The 21,145-nt window shown below is 71.9% G+C and carries 16 protein-coding genes; 9 read left to right on the top strand and 7 right to left on the bottom strand.

The window, feature by feature from the left end; genetic code table 11:
* Positions 1-5 precede the first annotated feature (5 nt).
* Complete coding sequence (locus G9H71_RS10145) at positions 6-1,028, top strand: NAD-dependent epimerase/dehydratase family protein (RefSeq protein WP_166281368.1); 1,023 nt, start codon at positions 6-8, stop codon at positions 1,026-1,028.
* A 16-nt stretch (positions 1,029-1,044) separates the two neighbouring features.
* Here G9H71_RS10145 and G9H71_RS10140 read toward each other — a convergent pair whose 3' ends face one another.
* Entirely contained in the window at positions 1,045-1,569 is a 525-nt protein-coding gene (locus G9H71_RS10140; RefSeq protein ID WP_196791930.1) for a DUF6328 family protein, read from the bottom strand.
* Between the two features lie 103 nt (positions 1,570-1,672).
* On the opposite strand from G9H71_RS10140, the gene G9H71_RS10135 reads away from it, so the two are divergent.
* Positions 1,673-1,915, top strand: a complete 243-nt coding sequence (locus G9H71_RS10135) for a DUF6480 family protein (protein WP_166281366.1) — start codon at positions 1,673-1,675, stop codon at positions 1,913-1,915.
* Positions 1,916-1,922: 7 nt separating this feature from the next.
* Here G9H71_RS10135 and G9H71_RS25040 read toward each other — a convergent pair whose 3' ends face one another.
* On the bottom strand, positions 1,923-2,750 hold the full coding sequence (locus G9H71_RS25040) for a TrmH family RNA methyltransferase (RefSeq protein ID WP_331272887.1): 828 nt from the start codon (positions 2,748-2,750) through the stop codon (positions 1,923-1,925).
* A gap of 47 nt (positions 2,751-2,797) precedes the next feature.
* Between G9H71_RS25040 and G9H71_RS10125 the strand changes: the two genes are divergently transcribed.
* The 3 genes from G9H71_RS10125 (at position 2,798) to G9H71_RS10115 (ending at position 5,933) form a co-directional block, all read left to right on the top strand.
* Positions 2,798-3,616, top strand: a complete 819-nt coding sequence (locus G9H71_RS10125; protein WP_331272886.1) for a hypothetical protein — start codon at positions 2,798-2,800, stop codon at positions 3,614-3,616.
* A gap of 297 nt (positions 3,617-3,913) precedes the next feature.
* A complete protein-coding gene (locus tag G9H71_RS10120; protein WP_269204598.1) occupies positions 3,914-5,440 on the top strand; it encodes an RNA-directed DNA polymerase in 1,527 nt (508 codons plus the stop codon).
* A gap of 4 nt (positions 5,441-5,444) precedes the next feature.
* Positions 5,445-5,933, top strand: coding sequence for an SLATT domain-containing protein (locus G9H71_RS10115; RefSeq protein ID WP_166281362.1), 489 nt, complete (start codon positions 5,445-5,447; stop codon positions 5,931-5,933).
* Positions 5,934-6,102: 169 nt separating this feature from the next.
* Here the strand turns inward: G9H71_RS10115 and G9H71_RS10110 are convergent, their stop codons facing one another.
* Complete coding sequence (locus tag G9H71_RS10110; RefSeq protein ID WP_166281360.1) at positions 6,103-6,855, bottom strand: sulfite exporter TauE/SafE family protein; 753 nt, start codon at positions 6,853-6,855, stop codon at positions 6,103-6,105.
* A 74-nt stretch (positions 6,856-6,929) separates the two neighbouring features.
* A complete protein-coding gene (locus G9H71_RS10105; protein ID WP_166281358.1) occupies positions 6,930-7,640 on the bottom strand; it encodes an alpha-ketoglutarate-dependent dioxygenase AlkB in 711 nt (236 codons plus the stop codon).
* Positions 7,641-7,738: 98 nt separating this feature from the next.
* Here G9H71_RS10105 and G9H71_RS10100 point away from each other — a divergent pair, with 98 nt between their 5' ends.
* From G9H71_RS10100 to G9H71_RS10085, 4 genes are all read left to right on the top strand, one after another.
* Positions 7,739-8,836, top strand: a complete 1,098-nt coding sequence (locus tag G9H71_RS10100) for a FecCD family ABC transporter permease (RefSeq protein ID WP_231134550.1) — start codon at positions 7,739-7,741, stop codon at positions 8,834-8,836.
* Positions 8,833-9,918 carry a FecCD family ABC transporter permease gene (locus G9H71_RS10095; protein ID WP_166281356.1) on the top strand — a complete coding sequence of 362 codons (1,086 nt, stop codon included), beginning with the start codon at positions 8,833-8,835 and terminating at the stop codon, positions 9,916-9,918. Before G9H71_RS10100 ends, G9H71_RS10095 begins: the two co-directional genes overlap by 4 nt.
* Positions 9,915-10,754 (top strand): ABC transporter ATP-binding protein, encoded by an 840-nt coding sequence (locus G9H71_RS10090; protein ID WP_166281354.1) that lies wholly within the window; start codon positions 9,915-9,917, stop codon positions 10,752-10,754. The genes G9H71_RS10095 and G9H71_RS10090 overlap by 4 nt, the downstream gene beginning before the upstream one ends.
* A gap of 250 nt (positions 10,755-11,004) precedes the next feature.
* Positions 11,005-12,930: a PQQ-dependent sugar dehydrogenase gene (locus G9H71_RS10085; RefSeq protein WP_166281352.1), complete on the top strand. Its 1,926-nt coding sequence runs from the start codon at positions 11,005-11,007 to the stop codon at positions 12,928-12,930.
* A 346-nt stretch (positions 12,931-13,276) separates the two neighbouring features.
* Here the strand turns inward: G9H71_RS10085 and G9H71_RS10080 are convergent, their stop codons facing one another.
* The 3 genes from G9H71_RS10080 to G9H71_RS10070 are packed head-to-tail and all read right to left on the bottom strand — an operon-like array spanning position 13,277 to position 21,032.
* Positions 13,277-16,774, bottom strand: coding sequence for an alpha-2-macroglobulin family protein (locus tag G9H71_RS10080; RefSeq protein ID WP_166281350.1), 3,498 nt, complete (start codon positions 16,772-16,774; stop codon positions 13,277-13,279).
* The gene (locus tag G9H71_RS10075) at positions 16,774-20,775 is read right to left on the bottom strand and encodes a non-ribosomal peptide synthetase (protein ID WP_166281348.1); all 4,002 of its coding nucleotides are present in this window, start codon (positions 20,773-20,775) and stop codon (positions 16,774-16,776) included. The genes G9H71_RS10080 and G9H71_RS10075 overlap by 1 nt, the downstream gene beginning before the upstream one ends.
* A complete protein-coding gene (locus G9H71_RS10070) occupies positions 20,772-21,032 on the bottom strand; it encodes a phosphopantetheine-binding protein (protein WP_166281346.1) in 261 nt (86 codons plus the stop codon). The genes G9H71_RS10075 and G9H71_RS10070 overlap by 4 nt, the downstream gene beginning before the upstream one ends.
* Positions 21,033-21,145: the final 113 nt, after the last annotated feature.

Here is a 21,145-nt window from a genome sequence, read left to right as displayed (position 1 = left end):
GCGCGATGCGAGTCGCCGTCACGGGCGCCACCGGCAACGTCGGCAGCGCCCTCCTGCGCGCGCTGCGCTCGGCGCAACCGGACTGGGAGGTCGGCGGCATCGCCCGCCGCCCCCCGGAGGCGCCGAGCGCCGCTACGGCCACCGACATCTCGTGGTCGTCGGTTGACATCGCCGAGCCGGGCTCGGCCGACGCCCTGGGAGCCGCGTTCGCCGGTGCCGACGCCGTGGTCCACCTCGCCTGGGCGATCCAGCCCAACCGCGACCAGGCGTATCTCGCGCAGGTCAACCTGGACGGCACCCGGCGGGTGATCGACGCGGCCCGCGCCGCCGGCGCCGCCCACCTGGTCGTCGCGTCCTCGATCGGCGCCTACTCCCCCGCCCCGGCGAAGCCCGTCGTGGACGAGTCGTGGCCGACGACCGGCATCCGCAGCTCGCACTACAGCCGGCACAAGGCGGCCGTCGAGCGGATGCTGGACGCGTACGAGGGTGCCGGCCCCGTCCCGGTCGTGGCCCGGCTGCGCCCCGGCCTGGTGCTGCAGCCGGGAGCCGGCTCCGAGATCGGGCGCTACTTCCTCGGCCGGCTGGCCCCGCTGGCGCGCGCGGCCCGTGCCGCTCTCCCGGTGCTCCCGCTCCCCGACGGGGTTGTCGCGAACGTCGTGCACGCCGACGACCTCGCGGACGCCATCGTCCGCATCCTGCAGCGCCGGGCTGGGGGGGCCTTCAACATCGCGGCCGACGAGCCGATCGACCCCGGGACCATCGCCCGCTCACTGCGGGCGCGCAGGGTCCCGGTCCCGTTCCCGCTCCTACGCGCCGGCACCGAGCTCAGCTGGCGCGCCCACCTGCAGCCCACCGACGGCGGCTGGCTCGACATGGCGCGGTACGTCCCGCTCATGTCGACGGCGAGAGCCAAGGCCGAGCTCGGCTGGGCCCCGCGGCACACGGCCGAGGAGACGCTCACCTCGCTGATCGACGCGCTCGCCGACGGCACCGGCTGGACGACGCCGGTGCTCGCGCCGCGACGCTGACCCCCGGGGCGGCCGCTCAGTCGTAGGCGGAGGCGCTCGCCCGGCCGCGGCGGACCCGCACGGCGATGGGCCAGGCGTACCAGAAGGCGACGAACCACGCCGCCGCCAGCGAGACCAGGCCGCCCACGATCCATCCGGACTCGAGGACGACGTCCAGGACGAGCAGGACCGCGGACGTCATGGCCAGCGCGAGCGCGACCAGTCCGAGCTGGAACATCCGGTCGGCCGCGGTCACGAGCTCGTCCTTGAGGCCCCGCCGGAAGACGGTGCGGTGGAAGCTCGCCGGCGCCACGAGCATGGTCGTGGCGAACAGGGTCAGCACGAGCGTGACGACGTAGACCCGCTCCTGGAATCCCGTCAGGTCGTCGAACCGCTGCTGGAACGGGATCGCGAGCACCGCGGCGAAGAGGAACTGGACGCCCGTCTGGGCCACGCGCAGCTCCTGCACCATCTCGCTGAGGTTGCGGTCCAGCTGCTGCGCCCGTGTCTCGCCACGCGCCTCGCGCAGCGCGTCCTCGTCCGCCCTCTGCCCAGTCGCCATCTCTCGGCCCTCCAGTCTCCACAGCGCCCGGAACCCGGTCTCGGACAGCCCGCACGGGTTACCCGCCCGTTTGGCGGCCACCCCTCCGGGTAGCCGGTGCATCATGACGACCGACCCGCGCTCGAACAACATCCCCGGCCTGGAGCCAGGCGGCGGGGTGCCTCCCGGCGAGACGCCGCCGGCCGAGGGCAGCGAGAGCTGGGCGGGCGGGCAGACGTACCACCAGCCGGACCTGCCGCACGAGTCGTTCTGGTCGCGGTTCGGCCTGGTCTCGGTGATCGCGATCGGCGTCCTGGTCGCCGCGCTCTTCGTCGTCTGGGCCGTCGTCCGCGCGGTCGACCTCTGACGACCAGTTAGCGCGCGCTCCCGCTCCCGTAACGCACCGCGTAGAACGTCACCGCGGCAGCCGCGGCGACGTTCAGGGAGTCGATCCCGGCGTCCATCGGGATCCGGACGCGCACGTCGGACATCTCGAGCGCGCGCCGGGTCAGGCCGTCCCCCTCGGTCCCCAGCAGCAGCGCGTCGCGCTCGCCGTGGGGCAGCTCGGGCAGGGCGACCGCGTCCGGGGCCGGGGTCATCGCCAGAAGCCGGAACCCTGCGTCACGGATCTCTGAATAGCAGTCCGGCCATCGCTCGAAGCGGGCGTACGGCACGGCGAAGACGGCGCCCATCGACACCTTGACCGAGCGTCGGTAGAGCGGGTCCGCACAGCGCGGGGTCAGCAGCACCCCCTCGATGCCGAGGGCAGCCGCCGCCCGGAAGACCGCACCGAGGTTCGTGTGATCGACGACGTCCTCGAGCACCGCCACACGCGTCGACGACGCGAGCAGCTCGGCAGGGCTCGGTAGCGGCAGGCGCTGCATCGCCGCCAGGGCGCCGCGGTGGACCTCGTACCCGGTCAGCTCGCGGAGCAGGGCCGGGTCGGCGACGTACGCCGGAGCGCCGGCGGCGGCGAGGGCGGGCGCGATGCCGGGCAGCCACCGCTCCTCCAGCAACGCCGAGCGGACGCGGTAGCCGGCGCGTACTGCCCGGAGGATGACCTTCTCCCCCTCAGCCATGAAGAGCCCCTCGGCCGGCTCCCGCTTGCGCCGCAGGGCCACATCGGTCAGCCCGATGTAGTCCTGCAGGCGCGGGTCGTCCGCGCTCGTCACGTGCTCGACTGCGACCGCATCCTCGTCCACCGGGCGATTCTGCGGCCTGCCGTCCCGGCCGAGGCGTTCACCCCGCGGTGCCGGCGCTCTCTGCGGGGAAGAACGTCCTCGTGATCGTCCACCTCATCGCCGACTACGGGCAGGGCGACCTCGCGTTCGCCGAGGTCAGGCAGCGGCTGGCCGTCCACCTGCCGGACGCCGACGTCGTCTACACCCCGGTGCCGCCGTTCGACACCCTCTCCGCCGGGTTCTGCTCGGCGCAGCTGGCGCTCACCGAGGGGCCGGCGGACCGGCTCGTCTACTCCAACGTCGCACCACGGTTCGACCTCGACGCGCCGCGCGAGGACAACGACGGCGAGGGGCTCGTGGCCGCCCGGATGCCGGACGGGTCGCTCGTCGTCGGCGCGAACTCGACGTACGCCTTCTCCTTCCTGCGTGATGAGGCCGACGAGCTCGTCGCGGTCGAGGTGCCGCCCTCGGGCTCGCAGTTCCGTTCCCGCGACGCCTTCCCCGCCCTCCTCCCCCGGCTGCTGGCGAGGGACGCGACGCTCGGCACGCGTTCCGTGGACCGGGCGTCGATCCCGGCGCCGCCGGAGAGCGTCGTCGCGTACGTCGACGGCTACGGCAACCTCAAGACCACGTGGAGCGCGGCTCCGGCGCCCTCCGGCACCAGCGTCGCCGTCGCGATCGGCGGGCGCCGGCTGCTCGCGACCGTGAGCGACGGGACGTTCGACGTGCCCGCCGGGGAGATGTCCTTCGCGCCGGGCAGCAGCGGATGGGCCGGCCGCGCCGGCGAGGTGCGGTGGTACGAGCTGCTGCTGCGCGGACGCAGCGCGGCCGAGGCGTTCGGCTTCCCGGCGGCGGGGGCGCGGGTCGAGGTGATTGAGCTGCCCTGACCACTCAACACAGCGGCGCGAGCGGAACCCAGACTCCTCGGATGAGCCCGGAGCATGCAACATCTAGCAGCCCCGCAAGGTAGGGTCTGCCTCAACGCCGGCTCGTTCGTCAGCCGTTCCTATGGAGGGAGCTAGTGGGGGACGGGTCGAACTTGCCTGACTACGGCATTCTTCTTTGTAGCCGTCAGTCCCCGGCGGACGCTGGAGCAAGGCGTACGCGCTCCTCTCGAGCGATTGCTCTACCCTCTCACCCACGTAGAGGTGAACCGGGGGCGTGCCAGAGCGGCATGTGCAAGCATGCAACTTGTGCCGCGAACTCTAGCTGACGACAGATACGGTCTGCGCCCACACCTGAACGCAGCCTTCGGACGCTTGACGAATCGACGTGCGCAAGCCGGCGAGGCAATTCCTGACCCAATCTCTCACCGCGACCTTGTGGGCTTTTGGCTCACCGCACGCGAACGACTGCTCGTCGCGATTGACAACGGGCACTACACCCCTCAGCAAGTTGAGATCGTCGATCTCCCCAAGGACTTGCTCACGGTAAGACCGCTCGCACGGATGAATGCGATTGACCGGATCACTTACGAGGCCTGCGTCTTCGCTCTCCAACCACGCATTGATGATTACATCCCTCGATCGGTCTACAGTTACCGGTGGAGCACGAAAAGAAGTCAGCTCCTATCTTCGGTGCGCTCTTGGGTTGCCATGCAACGCCGCGGAAGGACTATTGCAAGGTCCTCGCCTCACTTAATGCTCGCTAAAACGGACATCAGCTCGTTCTATGAGCACGTTGACGTACGGATGCTCTGCGAGGAGGTGTCGGAGCTTACAGGGCATGCATCAGTCATGAAGGTCCTCCGAGCCTTTCTCGACAGATTCGGCGAAGACAACCAAGTGTGGGGTCTTCCGCAGGGCTCAGACGCTTCCGGAATTCTTGCAAATGCCTATCTCCTGCCCGTCGACCGGTACCTTCAGAACCGCGGCCTGAACTTTCTTCGGTACTCTGACGACCTCTACATCTTCGGGGACAATTGGAACAGCTTGCGCCGAGAACTCATCCAGATCACGCAGATCCTGCGTGGTCGAAAGCTGCATCTGGCTGGCAGCAAGACGCGCATAGTCGCTCCCGCGGAAGCACTAGGGCAGTTCGAGGAGGCAGAGAAAGACGCTATCAAATACGGCCTTCACGTGGGCTTTAGTGGCACCGACGAAGCGCTGTCGAACCTGTTTCATCGAGCTACTTCTGATCCCAGAGAGGTGGACGATCGCGACCTGCGGTTCTGTCTCAACCTATTCAAACAACGAGCTGACCCGCTGGCGTTAACCTGGCTGCTTCACAACTTCGATGCCGTCCCGCAAGCGGCGCGGGAAGCAGTCACATACCTCGGCGTGTTTGTAGACGAGGATCAGCGGGTTCTACTTCTATGTCAGCGACTGCTCGAGGAGAACCGCCTCGCGGACTACCCGTACGCAGAGATGCATGTCCTGAGGCTTTTGCTCAGCGTAGACAGAGGCCGAACGCAACATCTCGCGACTATTGTCTGGAGGATTCTGGAGGACCGGAATCGGCCGGGCTTCGTTCGCGAGTACGCGGCACGGTTTGCCGGTTTGAACGCACGCCCAGGCGATGCCGCACTACTTCGAACTATGCTGAAAAGCGAGAATGACCCCAAGTTGCGCAGGGCCCTCCTTGTAGCATCCTATGAATCGGGGGGCACTACGCGCTCATGGCTGGAGCACCCTTCTCGAAATACTCAAGAGCTTCGAATGACAAGCGAGCTACTTCTCCGCTCACCCAAACTGCCCATCACAAGAGAGTGATTCCATGACCACCCCGAGCACGACACAGACCGACGCTCTCATGAAGGAACTTGAGCGCGTGAGAGTCGAAGCACTCTATTCCGCGCAGGCCTATTACGAGGCAAGCAAGCGCCTAGAGCGACAGGCGCGATACTTGATCTTCTGGCCGGCCTGCGTGTCGGCAGCGTCTGCGTTCGCCGTCGCAGTCGGAGCACCAAAGTGGCTGGGTGGTGTCGCAGCCTTGGCGAGCATTATGGCCGCCACGGCGAATCTGATGGGCGCGGATCGTAAGCCGGCCGCTTACCGGAAGGTTGCGGGCGAGATGACCGCCTTGCGGCATAAGATTGCACTTGAAATTGCCCTGGCGCAGTTTGCCTCCTCCATACAAGCCCTAGAGGAAATCACTCGCAGACTAGCCGCCGAGTACCAAGCGTTGGCCTCGATTGCGGAACCCACCTCGAACAGGGATTACAAGAGCGCAGATAAGCGCATAAAGGCGGGAGTATTCGGGTAGTTCTACACCGGGGGCGCATGACCGTCAGCAGTCTAATGTTCACAGTGCACTGGCAATGGAATCGAAACGGCACGATGTGCCGCAGCAGTCGCCGCGATGCGTTGAGCTCTACACCCCCTCGTTGCTCGACGGGCAGCTTCAACGTACGTCAGGCGACGAGCGACAGGGGTCAAAGGACGAGCTGCACGATCGCGACGACGCCGACGGCGACGATCAGCCAGCGCAGGACGGTCGTCGGGATCCGGCGGCCGTAGCGGCCCGCAAGCGCGCCGCCGACGAGGGCTCCGCCGGCGAGCAGCGGCACGACCTTCCACTCGACAGGCGCGGCGAACGCGAAGAGCACGGCGGCGATGCCGTTCACGATCGCGGCGAGCACGTTCTTGGCCGCGTTGATCCGGTGCAGCCCCTCGTCGAGCAGCGAGCCCATGAGCCCGAGCAGCAGCACGCCCTGCGCGGCGCCGAAGTAGCCGCCGTAGACGCCGGTGACCCACACGCCGCCCGCCAGCCACGGGCCACCGTGCGCCGGGGTCTGGTGCTCCCGCGCCGCCGTGCGGCGCGCGAGGACCGGCTGCAGCAGCACGAGGACGCACGCGATCGCGACGAGCACCGGCACGACCGCCTCGAAGGTGTCCGACGGCAGCGTCAGCAGCAGGACGCCGCCGGCCAGCCCGCCGAGGGCGGACATCAGGCCGAGCCGGACCAGCCGGGCGCGCTGGCCGGCCAGCTCCCGGCGATAGCCCCAGGCGCCGCTCACGGAGCCCAGCACGAGGCCGATGGTGTTCGTCGCGTTGGCGGTCACGGGGGCCAGGCCGATCCCCAGCAGCGTGGGGAACGTGACCAGGGTGCCGGACCCGACGAGGGTGTTGATGCCGCCGGCGGCGACCCCGGACAGGAGGACGGCGACCGCTTGCTCGGGCGTCACGCAGGACCGGGCAGGCGCGTCGACACGCCCCGAAGGCTAACCGGCGGTTCCGCGGGAGCCCGCCGCGGCCGGGGTCAGTCGGCCGTCGGCGGGGGCGCCCAGTAGGTAGGCAGCGGCTCGGTGGCCACGCCCGGTGCGTCCAGGTGCGCGGTGTGGCGCAGGGTGATGCTCATCCGCGGGCCGGGCGCCCGCGCCTCCTTCGGCACCGTGTGCTCCCACTCGTGCTGGCAGGCACCGCCCATGACCACGAGGTCCCCTGCCCCCGGCCGCAGCTCGAGCGCGGTCTTCCCGCCACGCGGACGCAGGAGGAAGCGGCGGCGCGCCCCGATCGACACCGTCACCACGAGCGGGTTGCGGTGCGTGTTCTTGTTGCGGTCGCCGTGCCAGGCGACCGAGTCCCGACCGTCGCGGTAGAGGTTCACCCAGACCCGGTCGAACACCACGCCGTATCTCGCGGACAGCGACTTGGAGACCGCTCGCAGCGCGGCGGGAACGGCGTCGGCCCCCTCGTCGTCGACCGCGGTCGACCAGCCCGCGGTCAGCCGCGGCTCCAGGACCGTGTTGTCGTAGACGTGGACGGTGCGCTGGGCGAAGCGCCCGGTCCCGACCAGCTCGGCGAAGAGCTCGTCGGACCCGCGCAGCCAGCCCGGGCAGTAGTCGACCCAGCTGCGGTCGTCGAGGTCGATCCGCCGCAGCCCCGTGAAGGATTCGTCGGGCGCGCTCGGGCCGCCGTCGAACAGCGAGCCCTGGTAGGCGAGCGGGGACGCCTCGGGGACAGACGCCATACGGCGAGCGTACGTTCGCGCAGCGCCGTCCGACACCGCACCGCGTCCGGGGCGCGGCGCACCGAGCGCTCCGAGCTGGTTAGGTTAGCCTAAGCGCCATGTCGCGGACCGAGCCGATGGCGATCGCGTCGCCCGGTGTCGGCGGCGATGACGGCAGCGGGAGCACCGCCACGCGGGCGGCCGGGCCGGTGCCGCGCGGCGGGCCGTGGGCCCGGACCGGCGGGCTCGTGCTCGCGCTCGTGCTGCTCGCGGCCGTGTCCCTGCTGAGCATCGCCGTCGGGTCGCGGGCGCTGTCCCTCGGAACGGTCCTCGACGTGCTGCTCCACCCCGACGACTCCACGGCGTCGACCGTCGTGCACGACCTGCGCGTCCCACGCACCCTGATCGGGCTCGCCGTCGGGGCCGCGCTCGGCCTCGCCGGGGCGCTCATGCAGGCGGTCACCCGCAACCCGCTCGCCGACCCCGGCATCCTCGGCGTCAACGCGGGCGCCGCCGCGGCGGCGGCCGTAGCCATCAGCATCTTCGGCTTCACCGACCCCGCGCAGTACGTCTGGCCGGCCCTCGCCGGCGCGGCCGTCACCTCGGTCGTCGTCTACGGGCTGGGTGCGACGGGGCGGAGCGGGGCGACGCCGATCCGGCTCGCCCTCGCAGGCACGGCGGTGTCCGCGGCCCTGGGCGCGTTCACCCAGGCGCTCAGCCTCAGCGACCCGGGCACGTTCGACGCCATGCGCTTCTGGCAGGTCGGTGCGCTCTCCGGGCACGACATGTCGACGCTTACGCAGGTCGGGCCCTTCCTCGCGCTCGGCGCCGTCATCGCGCTGGCCCTGGCGCGCTCGCTGAACGCGCTCGCCCTGGGCGAGGACACGGGGCGAGCGCTCGGAGCGCACGTAGGACGTACCCGGGCCTGGTCCGCGCTCGCCATCCTGCTGCTCTGCGGGGCCGCGACCGCCGCCGTCGGCCCCATCGCCTTCGTCGGGCTCACCGTCCCGCACGTCGCCCGTGCCTTCGTCGGCCCGGACCAGCGGTGGGTCCTGCCGTGGTCGATGGTCCTCGCCCCCGTCCTGCTGCTGACCGCGGACGTGATCGGGCGCGTCGTCGCCCGGCCGGGCGAGCTGCAGGCCGCGTTCATCACCGCACTCATCGGCGCCCCCGTGTTCGTCGCGGTCGTCCGCCGACGGAAGGTCGCCCAGCTGTGACGTCGACCCTGCCGAGCCGTGCCCCCGAGACCGGCCGGGCGGCCCCGCTGCCGTGGCGCGTGCTCTCGCTGGCCGGGGGCGCGCTCTCCCTGCGCTGGACGCTGCGCCCCGTGCTCGTCGGGCTGGCGCTGGCCGCGCTCGTCGTGGTCGTCGCCGTGTGGAGCATCACGACCGGCGACTACCCCCTCCCGGTCGGCGACGTCGTCCGGACCTTGCTGGGTGGCGGCACGTCGGCCACCGAGTTCATCGTCGAGACGCTGCGCCTGCCCCGTGTCCTGACCGCGCTCATGGTCGGGGGCTGCCTCGGCCTGGCCGGCTACGTCTTCCAGAGCCTGTCGCGCAACCCGCTGGGCAGCCCCGACGTGGTCGGCTTCGACAACGGGGCCGCGATGGGCGGCCTGGTCGCGATCCTCTTCCTCGGCGCCGGGACGGCGGGGACGGCCGGCGGGGCGGTCGTGGGCGGCCTGCTGACCGCGGCGGTCATCTACCTGCTGTCCTACTCGCGCGGCGTGCAGAGCTACCGGCTGATCCTCATCGGGATCGGGGTCAGCTCCGCCCTGGTCTCGGTCAACAGCTTCCTGCTGACCCGGTCCTCGGTGGACCGCGCGCTGAGCGCGCAGGTGTGGCTCGTGGGGAGCCTGAACGGCCGGGGCTGGGAGCACGTACGCCCGATCGCCGTCGCGTTCGCCGTGCTGCTTCCCGTCGGCATCGTGCTCTCACGCAAGCTGCGGATGCTCGAGATGGGCGACGACGCGGCGAAGGCCTTGGGGATCTCGGTCGAGCGCGCGCGGCTGGGGCTGCTCGTCCTCGCCGTCGCCGCGACGGCGGTGGCCGTCGCCTCGGCCGGGCCGATCCGCTTCGTCGCTCTGGCCGCGCCGCAGATCGCCCGCCGGCTCACCCGGGGCCAGGGCGCCGGGCTGCTCCCCGCCGTCCTCATGGGCGGCCTCGTGCTGGCCCTGGCCGACCTGGTCGCCCAGCACCTGCTCGCCACCGCCCTGCCGGTCGGCGTCCTCACCGGGGCCGTCGGCGGCCTCTACCTCATGTGGCTGCTCGCGTCCGAGTGGCGGAAGGGCCGGTCGTGAGCGCACCCGTCGAGGCCGGAGCGGGCCCGCGCCTGCACGCGGAGGGGCTGACCCTCGGGTACGACCGGCGCACCGTCACCGAGGGGCTCGACGTCGCGATCCCCGACGGCTCGTTCACCGTCATCGTCGGCCCCAACGCCTGCGGCAAGTCGACGCTGCTGCGCGCGCTGGCCCGGCTCCTCGCACCCAAGGCCGGCACGGTGTTCCTGGACAACCAGCCGCTGCGCGCCCTGCCCTCCAAGGAGGTCGCGCGCCGCCTCGGCCTGCTCCCCCAGTCCTCCATCGCCCCGGACGGGATCACGGTCGCCGACCTCGTCGCTCGCGGCCGCTACCCCCACCAGCGGCTGCTGCGGCAGTGGTCGCCGGACGACGAGGCGGCGGTCACGCGGGCGATGGCATCCACCGGCGTCGAGAGCCTGGCCCTCCGGTTCGTCGACGAGCTCTCGGGCGGCCAGCGCCAGCGCGTCTGGCTGGCCATGGTGCTCGCCCAGGAGACCTCGATCCTGCTGCTGGACGAGCCGACCACCTTCCTAGACATCGCGCACCAGGTCGAGGTACTCGACCTCTGCGCCCAGCTGCACGAGGACGAGGGGCGCACGGTCGTCGCGGTACTCCACGACCTCAACCTCTCCTGCCGCTACGCCACCCACCTCATCGCGATGCGCGAGGGCAAGGTCATGGCCGCCGGCCGTCCGGAGGACATCGTCACGGCCGAGCTCGTGGAGGACGTGTTCGGGCTCGCGTGCCGCGTGGTGCCCGACCCCGAGACCGGGACTCCGTTGGTAGTTCCCGCTGCCCGGCAGCGGCGCAGCTCGTTGCCCGATCTGTCGGCCTGACGAATTCTTCTCCCCCGGTTGAACCACCGGCCGCACCCGGCCGTGTAAGGCATTGCGAGCGTTGTCGCCGGTGCGGCGCTTCCCTGTGTCGACGGGGTGCGACGTCAATTGCGCGCGGCGCCCGCCCATGTCCTCAGTCGTGCGTCGGGGGGAAGGACCGAATGGCGCTCGGCCGTCAGCGCGAGCCCACGAGCCGATCCACGCATTCCCCTCGCGCTCCATCCTCGCCGCGGCGAGGGAAGGAGAGGCAATGACCCGCAAGAAGGCGCTCATCGCCGTCGCCGTGCTTCCGCTGGCGGCCGCAGTGCTACCGCCCACGCAAGCCGGATATGCCGCGTCGCCGACGGTCCTGGACCCGAACCTCGCGGTGCGCACCGCCGCCAGCGGTTTGCAGGCTCCGACGAGCCTCGCGTTCCTCGGCGCGAACGACATGCTCGTCACCGAGAAGGCAACGGGCCGCGTCCAGCGCGTGAACAACGGCGTCGTCTCCACGGTGCTCGACCTCGCGGTGAACTCGAACTCCGAGCGGGGCCTGCTCGGTATGGCGCTCCATCCGCAGTTCCCGGCGACTCCCTGGGTCTACCTGTTCTGGACGCAGAGCACCACCGGCGCTGACTCGACCGTGCCCACCGAGGTCCCGATGCTGGGCAACCGGGTCGACCGCTTCGTCTGGAACGGGTCGACGCTCACGATGGACCGCGCCATCATCGCGACCCGCTCGCGGCAGAACGACCCCACCAACGTCAACGCCGCCGGCCAGGTCGTCGAGCGCGGCAACCACAACGGCGGCAAGATCGCCTTCGGGCCGGACGGCAAGCTCTACATCGAGCTCGGCGACCAGGGCCGCCGCGGCCAGCTGCAGAACCTCGCCGACGGCCCCGGCTGCGTCACGGCGCTCCCGTGCCCGGCCATCCCCGTCGGCAACCAGCCGGACGACCAGTACGGCGGGCCGGAGCCCGACAACGCGCACCTGAGCGGCGCGATCCTGCGGCTCAACGACGACGGCTCCGCCCCAGCCGACAACCCGTTCTTCGCCGCGGGCACCGAGCGCGGGGGCGAGGTGGGCGCGAACTGGCAGAAGGTCTTCGCCTACGGCGTCCGCAACGCCTTCGGCTTCGCCTTCGACCCGATCAGCGGCGACCTCTGGGACTCCCAGAACGGCGACGACAGCTTCAGCGAGATCAACCGGGTGCCAGCCGGGTCCAACCTCGGCTGGGTCCAGACCATGGGCCCCCTCGCGAGGCAGGCCCAGTACCGCACCATCGAGTCGACGGCTCCCTTCGCCGGCATCCAGCAGACGCGTTGGGACCCGGCGAACGTCAACAACGCCCAGTCCTCGCCGGAGCTTGCACTGGAGCGCATGTACAAGGTCACGGTCGGCGGCAGCACCTTCAAGGCCGACCTCAGCGGCTCCCGGGAAGTGCCGGTCAACTCCTCCGCGGCTACGGGCGAAGCCACGTTCGTGCTTCTGAGCGACGGCTCGCTGAAGTACCGGCTCGAGCTCGCGAACATCACCAACGCCCGCATGGCACACATCCACCTCGGCGGGCCGGGGCAGAACGGCCCCATCGCCGTGAACCTGTTCAACAACCCGGCGGGTGTGACCGTCGGCGCCGAGACCAAGGTCGCGGAGGGCCGCATCACGCCCGCCGACGTCATCGCCCGCGCCCCGGGCTTCGACGGCTCCATGGCGGAGCTGCTCCGTCGGCTCAAGCAGGGCCGGGCGTACGTCAACGTCCACACCGCCGCCCTTCCGGCCGGCGAGATCCGCGGCCAGCTGTCGGCCGTCAACGGTCGCGTCCTCTCGCACTACCAGGACCCGGCGCTGAGCTGGAAGTACGAGCTGGCGCCGATCGGGCTCGGCTTCCAGGACGGGAACGCGCTCGGCAGCGCCTACGACGGTGACCTGTTCGTCGGCGCGGCCCGCAACCTGCTGCTCGGCGGCCAGATCTTCAAGATCGACATCAACAGCCGACGTACCGGCATCTCGTCGACCGACAAGCGGCTGCACGACAAGGTGGCGGACAACGCCGAGAAGTACGGCATCACCGAGAGCGAGTCGCTCCTGTTCGGCCAGGACTTCGGGGTCGCCACCGACATCCGGACCGGCCCGAACGGCAACCTCTACGTCGTCTCGAACAACCTCGGCGAGGTCTACGAGGTCTACCGCAAGTAGCAGCACGGAGTCATCAGGGAGGGGGGAGCCCCGGGACGCCAGGCGTCCCGGGGCTTCACTCGTACGCGGCCCTGCCTCGGCCACTCGGCGAGCCGGCACCTGCCGCCGGCCGTGGCCGGTGCACGAGGCTCGTGCCTCTGGACGCCAGCGGGAGCGCGGCGCCTCCTGTGGCCGGTAGCACAACAGAAGCATGGCCTCGACGTACGGCCGCAGACGCCGACGAGGCCCGTCGCCGACACTCACTTGTCCGACGACGGGCCTCGACCTCGTCCCGGGTAGTTCCGGGGCGCGGGCCTCCCGCGGCGGCCAAGGACGTACCCCTCGCGCACGGCCCGCGGTGGCCGCGTCAGGCGGTGGCGAGCCCCCTGCGCTGCAGCATCAGTGCAATGCCGCCGCCACCGGCCGCGCCGCCGAGCAGCGCCGCACCGGCGATGGCCGCGAGCAGTACGCCCCACGGCGGCAGGTCGTCGTCCTCCGCGCCGTTCAACGCCGCGGCCGCGATCGTGTCCGCCACCAGCGTGGCCGGGCTGGGCGACGCGCTGGTGACGAAGTCGACCTTCAGCTCGGCCGTCAGCCCGGTCGCCGCGAACGTGAGCCAGTGGTTGCCGATCGGGGTGTCGAGCGGGAGGATCACGGACCCGGCGAGCGAGCCGGCCGCGTCCGTGGCCAACGTCGTCAGCACGTCCTTGTCGTCGATCGTCACCGTCACGTCCGCCGACGCGGGGAAGCCCGAGCCGGTGAACGGCAGCTCACCGCCCGCCGCCGCGAGCGACGCGCCGAGCGTGACCGTGGCCCCGCCGGCGCTCGCGCTCGCGCCCGTTGCCGACGCAGTGGCACCTGTCGCGGTGCCAGTGCCAGTGCCCGTGCCGGTCGCCGTGGAGCCCGTCGACCCGCTCGCGCCTGCAGCCGCCACGACGGTGAACCCGGCCTTCAGGGTGGTCGGCGGGTTGGGCGCGAGGAAGCGCAGCCAGTGCGCCCCCGCCGGCGTAGCGGCCGGCACGGTGACAGTGCCCGAGACGCTCCCGGACGAGCTGATCGAGAACTGCTGCAGGATGTCCTGGTCATCGAGCTTGATCGTCAGCTGCTCGCCGGCCGGGAAGCCGGTCCCCGTGAACGAGACCGTGCCGCCCGGTGCGACGGAGGAGCCGCTAAGCGTCGCCTTCGCGCCGGTGCTCGGGTCGCTGCCGCTGGACGCAGAGCCTGTCGCCGCGCCACCCGAGGTGGTGCCGCCAGAGCTTCCGCCCGACCCCGACGAGCCGCTCGAGCCCACAGAGCCGGAACCGGAAGAGCCGCCCCCCGACCCGCCGGATGACCCGGAGCCCGAGCCCGACGCCCCGGAGGACGCCGTGCTGCCCGTCACCGTGAAGTTGACGGACTTGACGCTCGTCGGGGGGTCCGGCGCGAGGAAGCGCAGCCAGTGCGCGCCGTTCCTGGTCGCCTTCGGGAGGGTCACCGAGCCGTTCACCGACCCATCCGTCCCGACCTTGAACGTCTTCAGGATGTGCGCGTCGTCGAGCTTGACCGTCAGGGTCTTGCCGGCCGGGAAGCCGGTGGCGCTGAAGGAGAGAGCGCTGCCCGCCCTGACCGAGGTCGCCTTCAGCGTCGCCTTGGCTGCGCCCCCGGAGTCGGCCGGCGTGGAGGAGGACGCGCTCGGTGCCGGGGAAGCCGACGAGCTTCCGGCTGCGGTGACGGTGAAGTTCTCGGACTTCACGCTGGTCGACGGGTTCGCGGCCAGGAAGCGGAGCCAGTGCGCTCCCGCCTTCGTCCCGGCCGGCACGGTCACCGAGCCGTTCACGGAGCCGTTCGCGCCGATGGCGAACGTCTTCAGGATCGCGTTGTCGTCGAGCTTGACCGTCAGGGTCTGGCCGGCGGGGAAACGGCTGACGCTGAAGGTCAGCTCGCCTCCCGCGGCCACGGAGGTCTTGCCCAGGGTGGCAGAGGCCGCGGCAGGAGTGGCCGACGGCGAGGCGGACGCGATCGGTGACGCGGTCGCGGTCGGTGACGCGGACGCCGTGGGATCGGGCTGCGGGGCAGCGGTGACCGTGAAGCTCCCGGACTTCACGCTCGTCGACGGGTTCGCCGCCAGGAAGCGCAGCCAGTGCGAGCCGCCCGCCGTCGAGGCGGGGATCGTCACAGCGCCGGAGGCCGAGCCGTCCGCGCCGATCGTGAAGGTCCCCAGCACCGGGTTCACGTCGTCGAGCTTGATGCTCAGCGTCTGCCCGGCCGGGAAGGCCGTCGCGCTGAAGGAGATCGTCGAGCCGGCCTGGACCGACGTCGCGCCGAGCGACACCTCGGGGTCACGCACCACGGGCACGGCCGTCACGGTGAAGCTCTCGCTCTTGACGCTGGTTGCCGGCGGCCCCGCCAGGAACCGCAGCCAGTGCGAGCCCGCGGCGGCGTCAGCCGGCACCGTCACGGTCGTCGCGAAGGCTCCGTCAGCGCCGGCAGGGAACGTCGTCAGGATCGCGTCGTCGTCGAGCTTGACCGTGACCGTAGCCCCGCTGGGGAAGCCCGTGCCGGAGACCGGGATCGCGCTGCCCGCCTGCACCGACGAGGCGCCCAGCAGGACCGACGCCGGCGGGGGCGTCGTCGGCACGGCCGTCACGGTGAAGCTCTCGCTCTTGACGCTGGTCGCCGGCGGCCCCGCCAGGAAGCGCAGCGAGTGCGAGCCCACGGCGGTCCCGGCCGGCAGCGTTACCGTCGTGGAGAACGTCCCGTCCGCGCCGGCCGGGAACGTCGTGAGGATCGCGTCGTCGTCGAGCTTCACCGTGATCTTCGCCCCGCCCGGGAACCCTGTTCCGGACACCGGTATCCCGCTTCCGGCTTGCACGCTGGTGGCCCCCAGGGCCACGGTCGCTGCGACCGGAGCTGCCTGCACGCTGAACTCCGCGCTCCGGACGCTCACTCCCGGGTTGGACAGCAGCCGGACCCGGTGGGCTCCCGCGGTCGTCCCGGCCGGGACGGTGACCGTGCCGGTCAGTGACCCGTCGGCGGCTGTCACGAAGGTGCCGTCGGTCGTCGCGAGGTTGGTCAGAGTCGTCTTGTCGTCCAGCTTCACGGTGATGCTGCGCGCGGCCGGGAGGCCCGCCGCACTGAAGGTCATGGGCGTGCCAGAGGTGACCGCCGCCGTCGGCAGGGTGAGGCCCACGACTGCGAACTCCGGGCTCTTGATGCTGACGCCGGTGGCCAGGAACTGCAGGGTGTGCGTGCCGCGGGCCGTCCCGGCGGGGACCGTGACCGTCCCGGTGAGCTTGCCGTCCTGGTCGACGACGAACTTCGCGTCGGGCTCGGCCGGGTTCGGGAGGATGGGATTGGTGTCGAGCTTCACGGTGACCCGCGTGCCGGGAAGGAAGCCGCTCCCGGTGAACGACTGCTCCGTGCCGGCGTAGGCGAAGCCGAGGCTCACGGAGGCGACCGTGAACTCCTGCCGGATGCTGACGCCGCCGGCGGCCAGGAACTGCAGCCAGTGCGCGCCGATCGTCGTCGTGCCGGGGATCGCGACCTTCCCCTGCAGCGTGCCGTTCGCGTCGGCCACCCACCGGCCGTCGGACATCTCGTCCGGGTTCTTCAGCTGCGTGTCGCTGTCGAGCTTGATGGCGACCCGCGCACCTGCAGCCAGGCCGGAGCCGGTGAACGAGACGGTGCCGCCCGCGGGGACGCTGACGTTCGTGGTCTTGACCTCAGGGCCTGCGTCCGCCGCGATCGCCGCTCCCCCGGCCACGGCACTGCCCGTCGCCAGGACGAGGGCTCCGAGGAGCGCGGCCAGCAGACGCGGGCGACGGCCGGCCAGGACGAGCCCGCGTCGCCGCGGCCGCGCCGCGCGGTGGGATCGGGTGGGGCTCACTATCGGTCACTCCTCGGGGGAAGCAGCTGCGGGGCCTGCGACAGGCGCCGCGCGACGACGGAAGCGATGGCGCGCAGGACATCGGGACGTACGAGCTCGGGATGGGTGCACGCAAGTTCCATGAGTTGTAGTTCGCCCGAAATGTGCGACGCCCAGCCGTCGCGGTCGAGCGTGCCGTCGGGGACGGCGAACAACGGGCGGGCGACCGGCTGGGTTGCGGCGACGAAGAGGGCGTCACCGGCGAAGCCGCTGTGCCGGTGCGCTCGCATCAGCGCGGCGTTGTTGGCCACGACCCCGACGACCGCGGCCAGCGTGCTCGCGTCCAGCCCGCCGACCGCGCTGCCGTTCGCGCGCAGGTGCGCGATGACGTCCTCCCGGCGCAGGGGCTGTGGGAGCGGCGCCGTCGCCGGGTCGAGGCCGGCCATCAGCAGCAGCGCGGTCAGCGCGTCGGACTCGTCCGGCGGCGGAAGGCTGGCCCACTGCTCGCTCGGGTATGCGTCGAGCAGCGCGAGGACGCCGACCTGCTCGCCGGCCTGCTGCAGCCGGACGGCGGTCTCGTGGGCGATCACTCCTCCCACGGACCAGCCGAGCAGGTGGTACGGCCCGGTGGGCTGCACGGCCTGGATCTGGCGTACGTAGTCCGCCGCCATCTCCTGCAGGGAGCCCGGGAGCGCCTCCCGGCCGTCGAGGCCGCGCGCCTGAACCGCGTAGACCGGGTGCTCCCGCGGGACCTCCTGGAGCAGGCCGGCGTAGCACCAGCCAAGCCCGCCCGCCGGGTGGATGCAGAAGAGCGCCGGGGCCGAGCCTCCGGAGCGCAGCGGGAGCAGGCCCGCCAGGGCGTCACCGTCCCGGCCCTGCTCGACCAGCTGAGCGAGCCCCCGGGGGGTCGGCGCGGCGAACACCGAGCCGAGGGGTACGTCACGGCCGAGCACCGCGCGCACTCGGGCGGCGAGCTGGGCGGCGAGCAACGAGTGCCCGCCGAGCTCGAAGAACCCGTCGTCGGGCCCGACGCGCTCCAGGCCGAGGACGTCGGCGAAGAGGCCGCAGAGAATCTCCTGCATCGGCGTTCTGGGTACGTCAGCGCCGTTGCTCTGGTCCCGGACGGGCTGCGGCAGGGCCTTGCGGTCGAGCTTGCCGTTGACGGTGACCGGCAGCGCGTCCAAGGTGACGAACGCGCTGGGCACCATGGCGTCGGGCAGCGACCTCGCGAGATGCTTGCGCAGCTCGGGGACGTCGACGTCGCCGGCCGGCACGACGTACGCCGCGAGGTAGCGGTCCCCCGGCCGGTCCTCGCGGGCGACCACGGCGGCGGCCGACACGCACGGGTGAGCCTGCAGCACCGACTCGATCTCGCCGAGCTCGATGCGCTGGCCGCGGATCTTGACCTGGTCGTCGTTGCGGCCGAGGTAGTCCAGGGCCCCGTCGAACCGCCAGCGCGCCAGGTCCCCGGTGCGGTACATCCGCTCGCCGGGCACGAAAGGGTCGGGCAGGAAGCGCTCGGCCGTGAGGTCGGGCCGGTTCAGGTAGCCGTCCGCGACCTGCACCCCGGCCAGATACAGCTCCCCCACCGCCCCGACCGGCACCGGGCGCCCGCGCTGGTCCAGCACGTACGTGCGGGTGTTCCAGACGGGTCGGCCGATCGGCACCGGGCCTGCTGGCGCCTCCGGCCGGCATGCCCAGGCGGTCACGTCGACCGACGCCTCGGTGGGGCCGTACAAGTTGTGCAGCTCGACGCCCGGCAGCGTCGTGTGGAAGCGCCGGACGGCGGCCTCGGGCAGGGCCTCGCCGCTGCAGACCACACGGCGCAGCGACCCGCAGGTGGCCGCGGCGGACGGCTCGTCGAGGAAGGCCTGCAGCATCGAAGGCACGAAGTGCGCGGTCGTGACCCGCGCACGCACGAAGAGGTCGGCGAGGTACGCCGGGTCGCGGTGCCCGCCGGGACGCGCGAGCACCAGGGTGGCACCGGCCAGCAGCGGCCAGAAGAACTCCCACACCGACACATCGAAGCCGGCCGGGGTCTTCTGCACGACGCGGTCGTCCGGGCCGAGCCGGTAGGCGTCCTGCATCCAGAGCAGCCGGTTGACGATGCCGCGGTGCGGCACGACGACGCCCTTCGGCCGTCCTGTCGAGCCCGAGGTGTAGATCACGTACGCCGGGTCGTCGGGGCCGGCGGGCGAGCCGGCGGCGTCCTCCGACGGTTTGGCGGCTGCGTCGTCGGCGCGGACTGTCGCCATGCCCGCGGGCAGCCGCCCGGCCGTGGCCTCGTCGCACACCACGCACACCGGGGCCGCGTCCTCGAGCATGAAGGCGAGCCGGTCGGCCGGGTGGTCGGGGTCGAGCGGGAGATACGCCGCGCCGGCCTTGTGCGCGGCGTACAGGCTCACGACCAGGTCGACCGAGCGGTCCAGCGCCACGGCCACGACGCGTCCCGGGCCGGCGCCGTGGGCTCGTAGCACCGTCGCGAGACGGGAGGCCCGCTCGTCCAGCTCGACGTAGGTCAGGGCGCGCCCGCCGTCGGGGACGAGCGCGAGGGCCGTGGGCGTGCGCGCGGCCTGCGCCGCGAAGAGCTCCGGCAACGTCGTCGCCGGCACGGGCCGGGCCGTGTCGTTCCAGCCGCGGACCACGAGGTCGCGCTCGTCCGGAGGCAGCGCGTCCAGGTCGCCGACGAGCGTGTCCGGGTCGGCGTCGGCGAGAGCCGCGAGCAGGTGGACGAGACGGCGCTGGTGCGCGCGCACGGCCTCTGGCGAGTAGAGCGCAGGGTTCGCGTCGACCTCGAGCTGCAGGCCTTCGTGGCGCCCGCGCAGATAGACGTTGAAGGTGAGGTCGTCGACCGGGCCGGCCGAGAGGTTGTGCGCCACGGCCGCGATGCCCGCGAAGCGCAGGTCCGGCTCGAACGGCATGACGTTGACCTGCGGCCCGAACAGGCGGGGGCCTCCCGGGACGACACCGAGGTCGCGCGACAGGTCCTCGTAGCGGTAGCGCCCGTGGCGTGCCACCTCGCGGGACTCCGCCGCGACGTGCGCGAGCAGCGCGGACAGCGGCTGCCCGTCGTCCACCGTCAACCGCAGCGGCGGGACGTTGACGACCATGGCCGGCACGCGCATGGCGACCGACCCCATCCGGCCCATCACCGGCCAGCCGAGCACGACGTCGGAGCAGCCGGTGACGCGGGAGACCAGCACGCCGGCCGCGGCGGCGACCAGCTGCGGCCAGACCGTGCCGAGCCGGGCCGCGGCCGCCTCGAGCCGCTCGAGCAGCCCCGGCGGCAGCTCGGCCACGCTGCGGGTGAAGCGGTGCGAGGTCGGGGCCGACCCCAGGGCGAGGCCGACCTGCGCCGGACGTCCGGCGAGCCGCCGCGTCCAGTACGCGCGGTCGTCCGTGTGCCGGGCAGAGGCGGCGTACGCCTCGTCCTCGGCCACGAGCTCCTCCAGCGGCCGGAAGCGGGACGCGGCAGGCGCCGCGTCGGCCACGAGCGCCGAGTAGAGCTCGGCGGCGCGCCGGCTGAGCAGCGACATGCCGAAGTAGTCGATGACGATGTGGTGGAAGCGGTGGTACCAGGCCCAGTGGTCGGGACCGAGTCGGAACAGCGCATTGGCGAACATCGCGTCCGTCGACAGGTCGAGCGGCCGCCACAGGTCGCGGCGCATCGCGTCCTCCGCCGCCTGGCGGGGGTCGGCCTCAGCGGACACGTCGATGACCGGCATCTCGCCGGCCTCGGGCAGGACCCGGTGCTGCCACGGCACCCCGGACCCGTCCTCGGCGAAGCGGACGTGCAGGGCGTCTGCCTCGACGACCGCGCGCTGGGCCGCAGCGACAAGTGCTGCCGGGTCGAGGGCACCGCGCAGCTCGAGGTACTCCCCGGTGTTGAAGACCGGGTTCGCCGGGTCGATCGCCTGGGCGAACCACACCCCCCGCTGGGCGCCGGTCAACGCCAGGCGCTTCGCGGGCGCCTCGTCGCGGGGGCCAGAGACGGCCGCGGGTACGGCCTCGGTCGCCGTCACTCGCCCGCGGGAGCGAGCAGCCCCGCCCACGCCGCGACCGTCGGTCGCTCGGCCAGGTCCAGGAACGAGACGGACGTCCCGGCGACCTGCCAGCGGTTGAGCAGCGCCAGCAGGCGCACCGAGTCCAGGCCGGCGTCGACGAGGTCGTCGTCGTCGCCGATCTCGGCGGGCGACACGCCGAGGATGTCAGCCACGTCCGCGCGCAGGGCATCGGTGCGCAGGGGCTGCGTGCCCGTCGAGTCGGTCCGGTCCGTCATGGTCGAGCTCTCCTGAGGCGGAAGGGAAGGGCGGATGTCGCGCTGCGTCGGGGCTCGGTTGCACCGCGCAGGCCACGGCCCAGTAGCTTAGGCGAGCCTCACCTTAGCGGGAA

Source organism: Motilibacter deserti, assembly GCF_011250635.1.
In the GTDB taxonomy this organism is placed as follows: Bacteria; Actinomycetota; Actinomycetes; order Motilibacterales; family Motilibacteraceae; genus Motilibacter_A; species Motilibacter_A deserti.
This window is presented reverse-complemented; position numbering and strand designations above follow the sequence as displayed.

What these genes read in the sequence shown, in the direction of transcription:
- G9H71_RS10145 (WP_166281368.1), top strand. Translation starts at nt 6, where the DNA reads ATGCGAGTCGCCGTCACGGGCGCCACCGGCAACGTCGGCAGCGCCCTC.
- G9H71_RS10140 (WP_196791930.1), bottom strand. Translation starts at nt 1,569, where the DNA reads ATGGCGACTGGGCAGAGGGCGGACGAGGACGCGCTGCGCGAGGCGCGT.
- G9H71_RS10135 (WP_166281366.1), top strand. Translation starts at nt 1,673, where the DNA reads ATGACGACCGACCCGCGCTCGAACAACATCCCCGGCCTGGAGCCAGGC.
- G9H71_RS10120 (WP_269204598.1), top strand. Translation starts at nt 3,914, where the DNA reads ATGCAACTTGTGCCGCGAACTCTAGCTGACGACAGATACGGTCTGCGC.
- G9H71_RS10115 (WP_166281362.1), top strand. Translation starts at nt 5,445, where the DNA reads ATGACCACCCCGAGCACGACACAGACCGACGCTCTCATGAAGGAACTT.
- G9H71_RS10105 (WP_166281358.1), bottom strand. Translation starts at nt 7,640, where the DNA reads ATGGCGTCTGTCCCCGAGGCGTCCCCGCTCGCCTACCAGGGCTCGCTG.
- G9H71_RS10100 (WP_231134550.1), top strand. Translation starts at nt 7,739, where the DNA reads ATGTCGCGGACCGAGCCGATGGCGATCGCGTCGCCCGGTGTCGGCGGC.
- G9H71_RS10085 (WP_166281352.1), top strand. Translation starts at nt 11,005, where the DNA reads ATGACCCGCAAGAAGGCGCTCATCGCCGTCGCCGTGCTTCCGCTGGCG.
- G9H71_RS10070 (WP_166281346.1), bottom strand. Translation starts at nt 21,032, where the DNA reads ATGACGGACCGGACCGACTCGACGGGCACGCAGCCCCTGCGCACCGAT.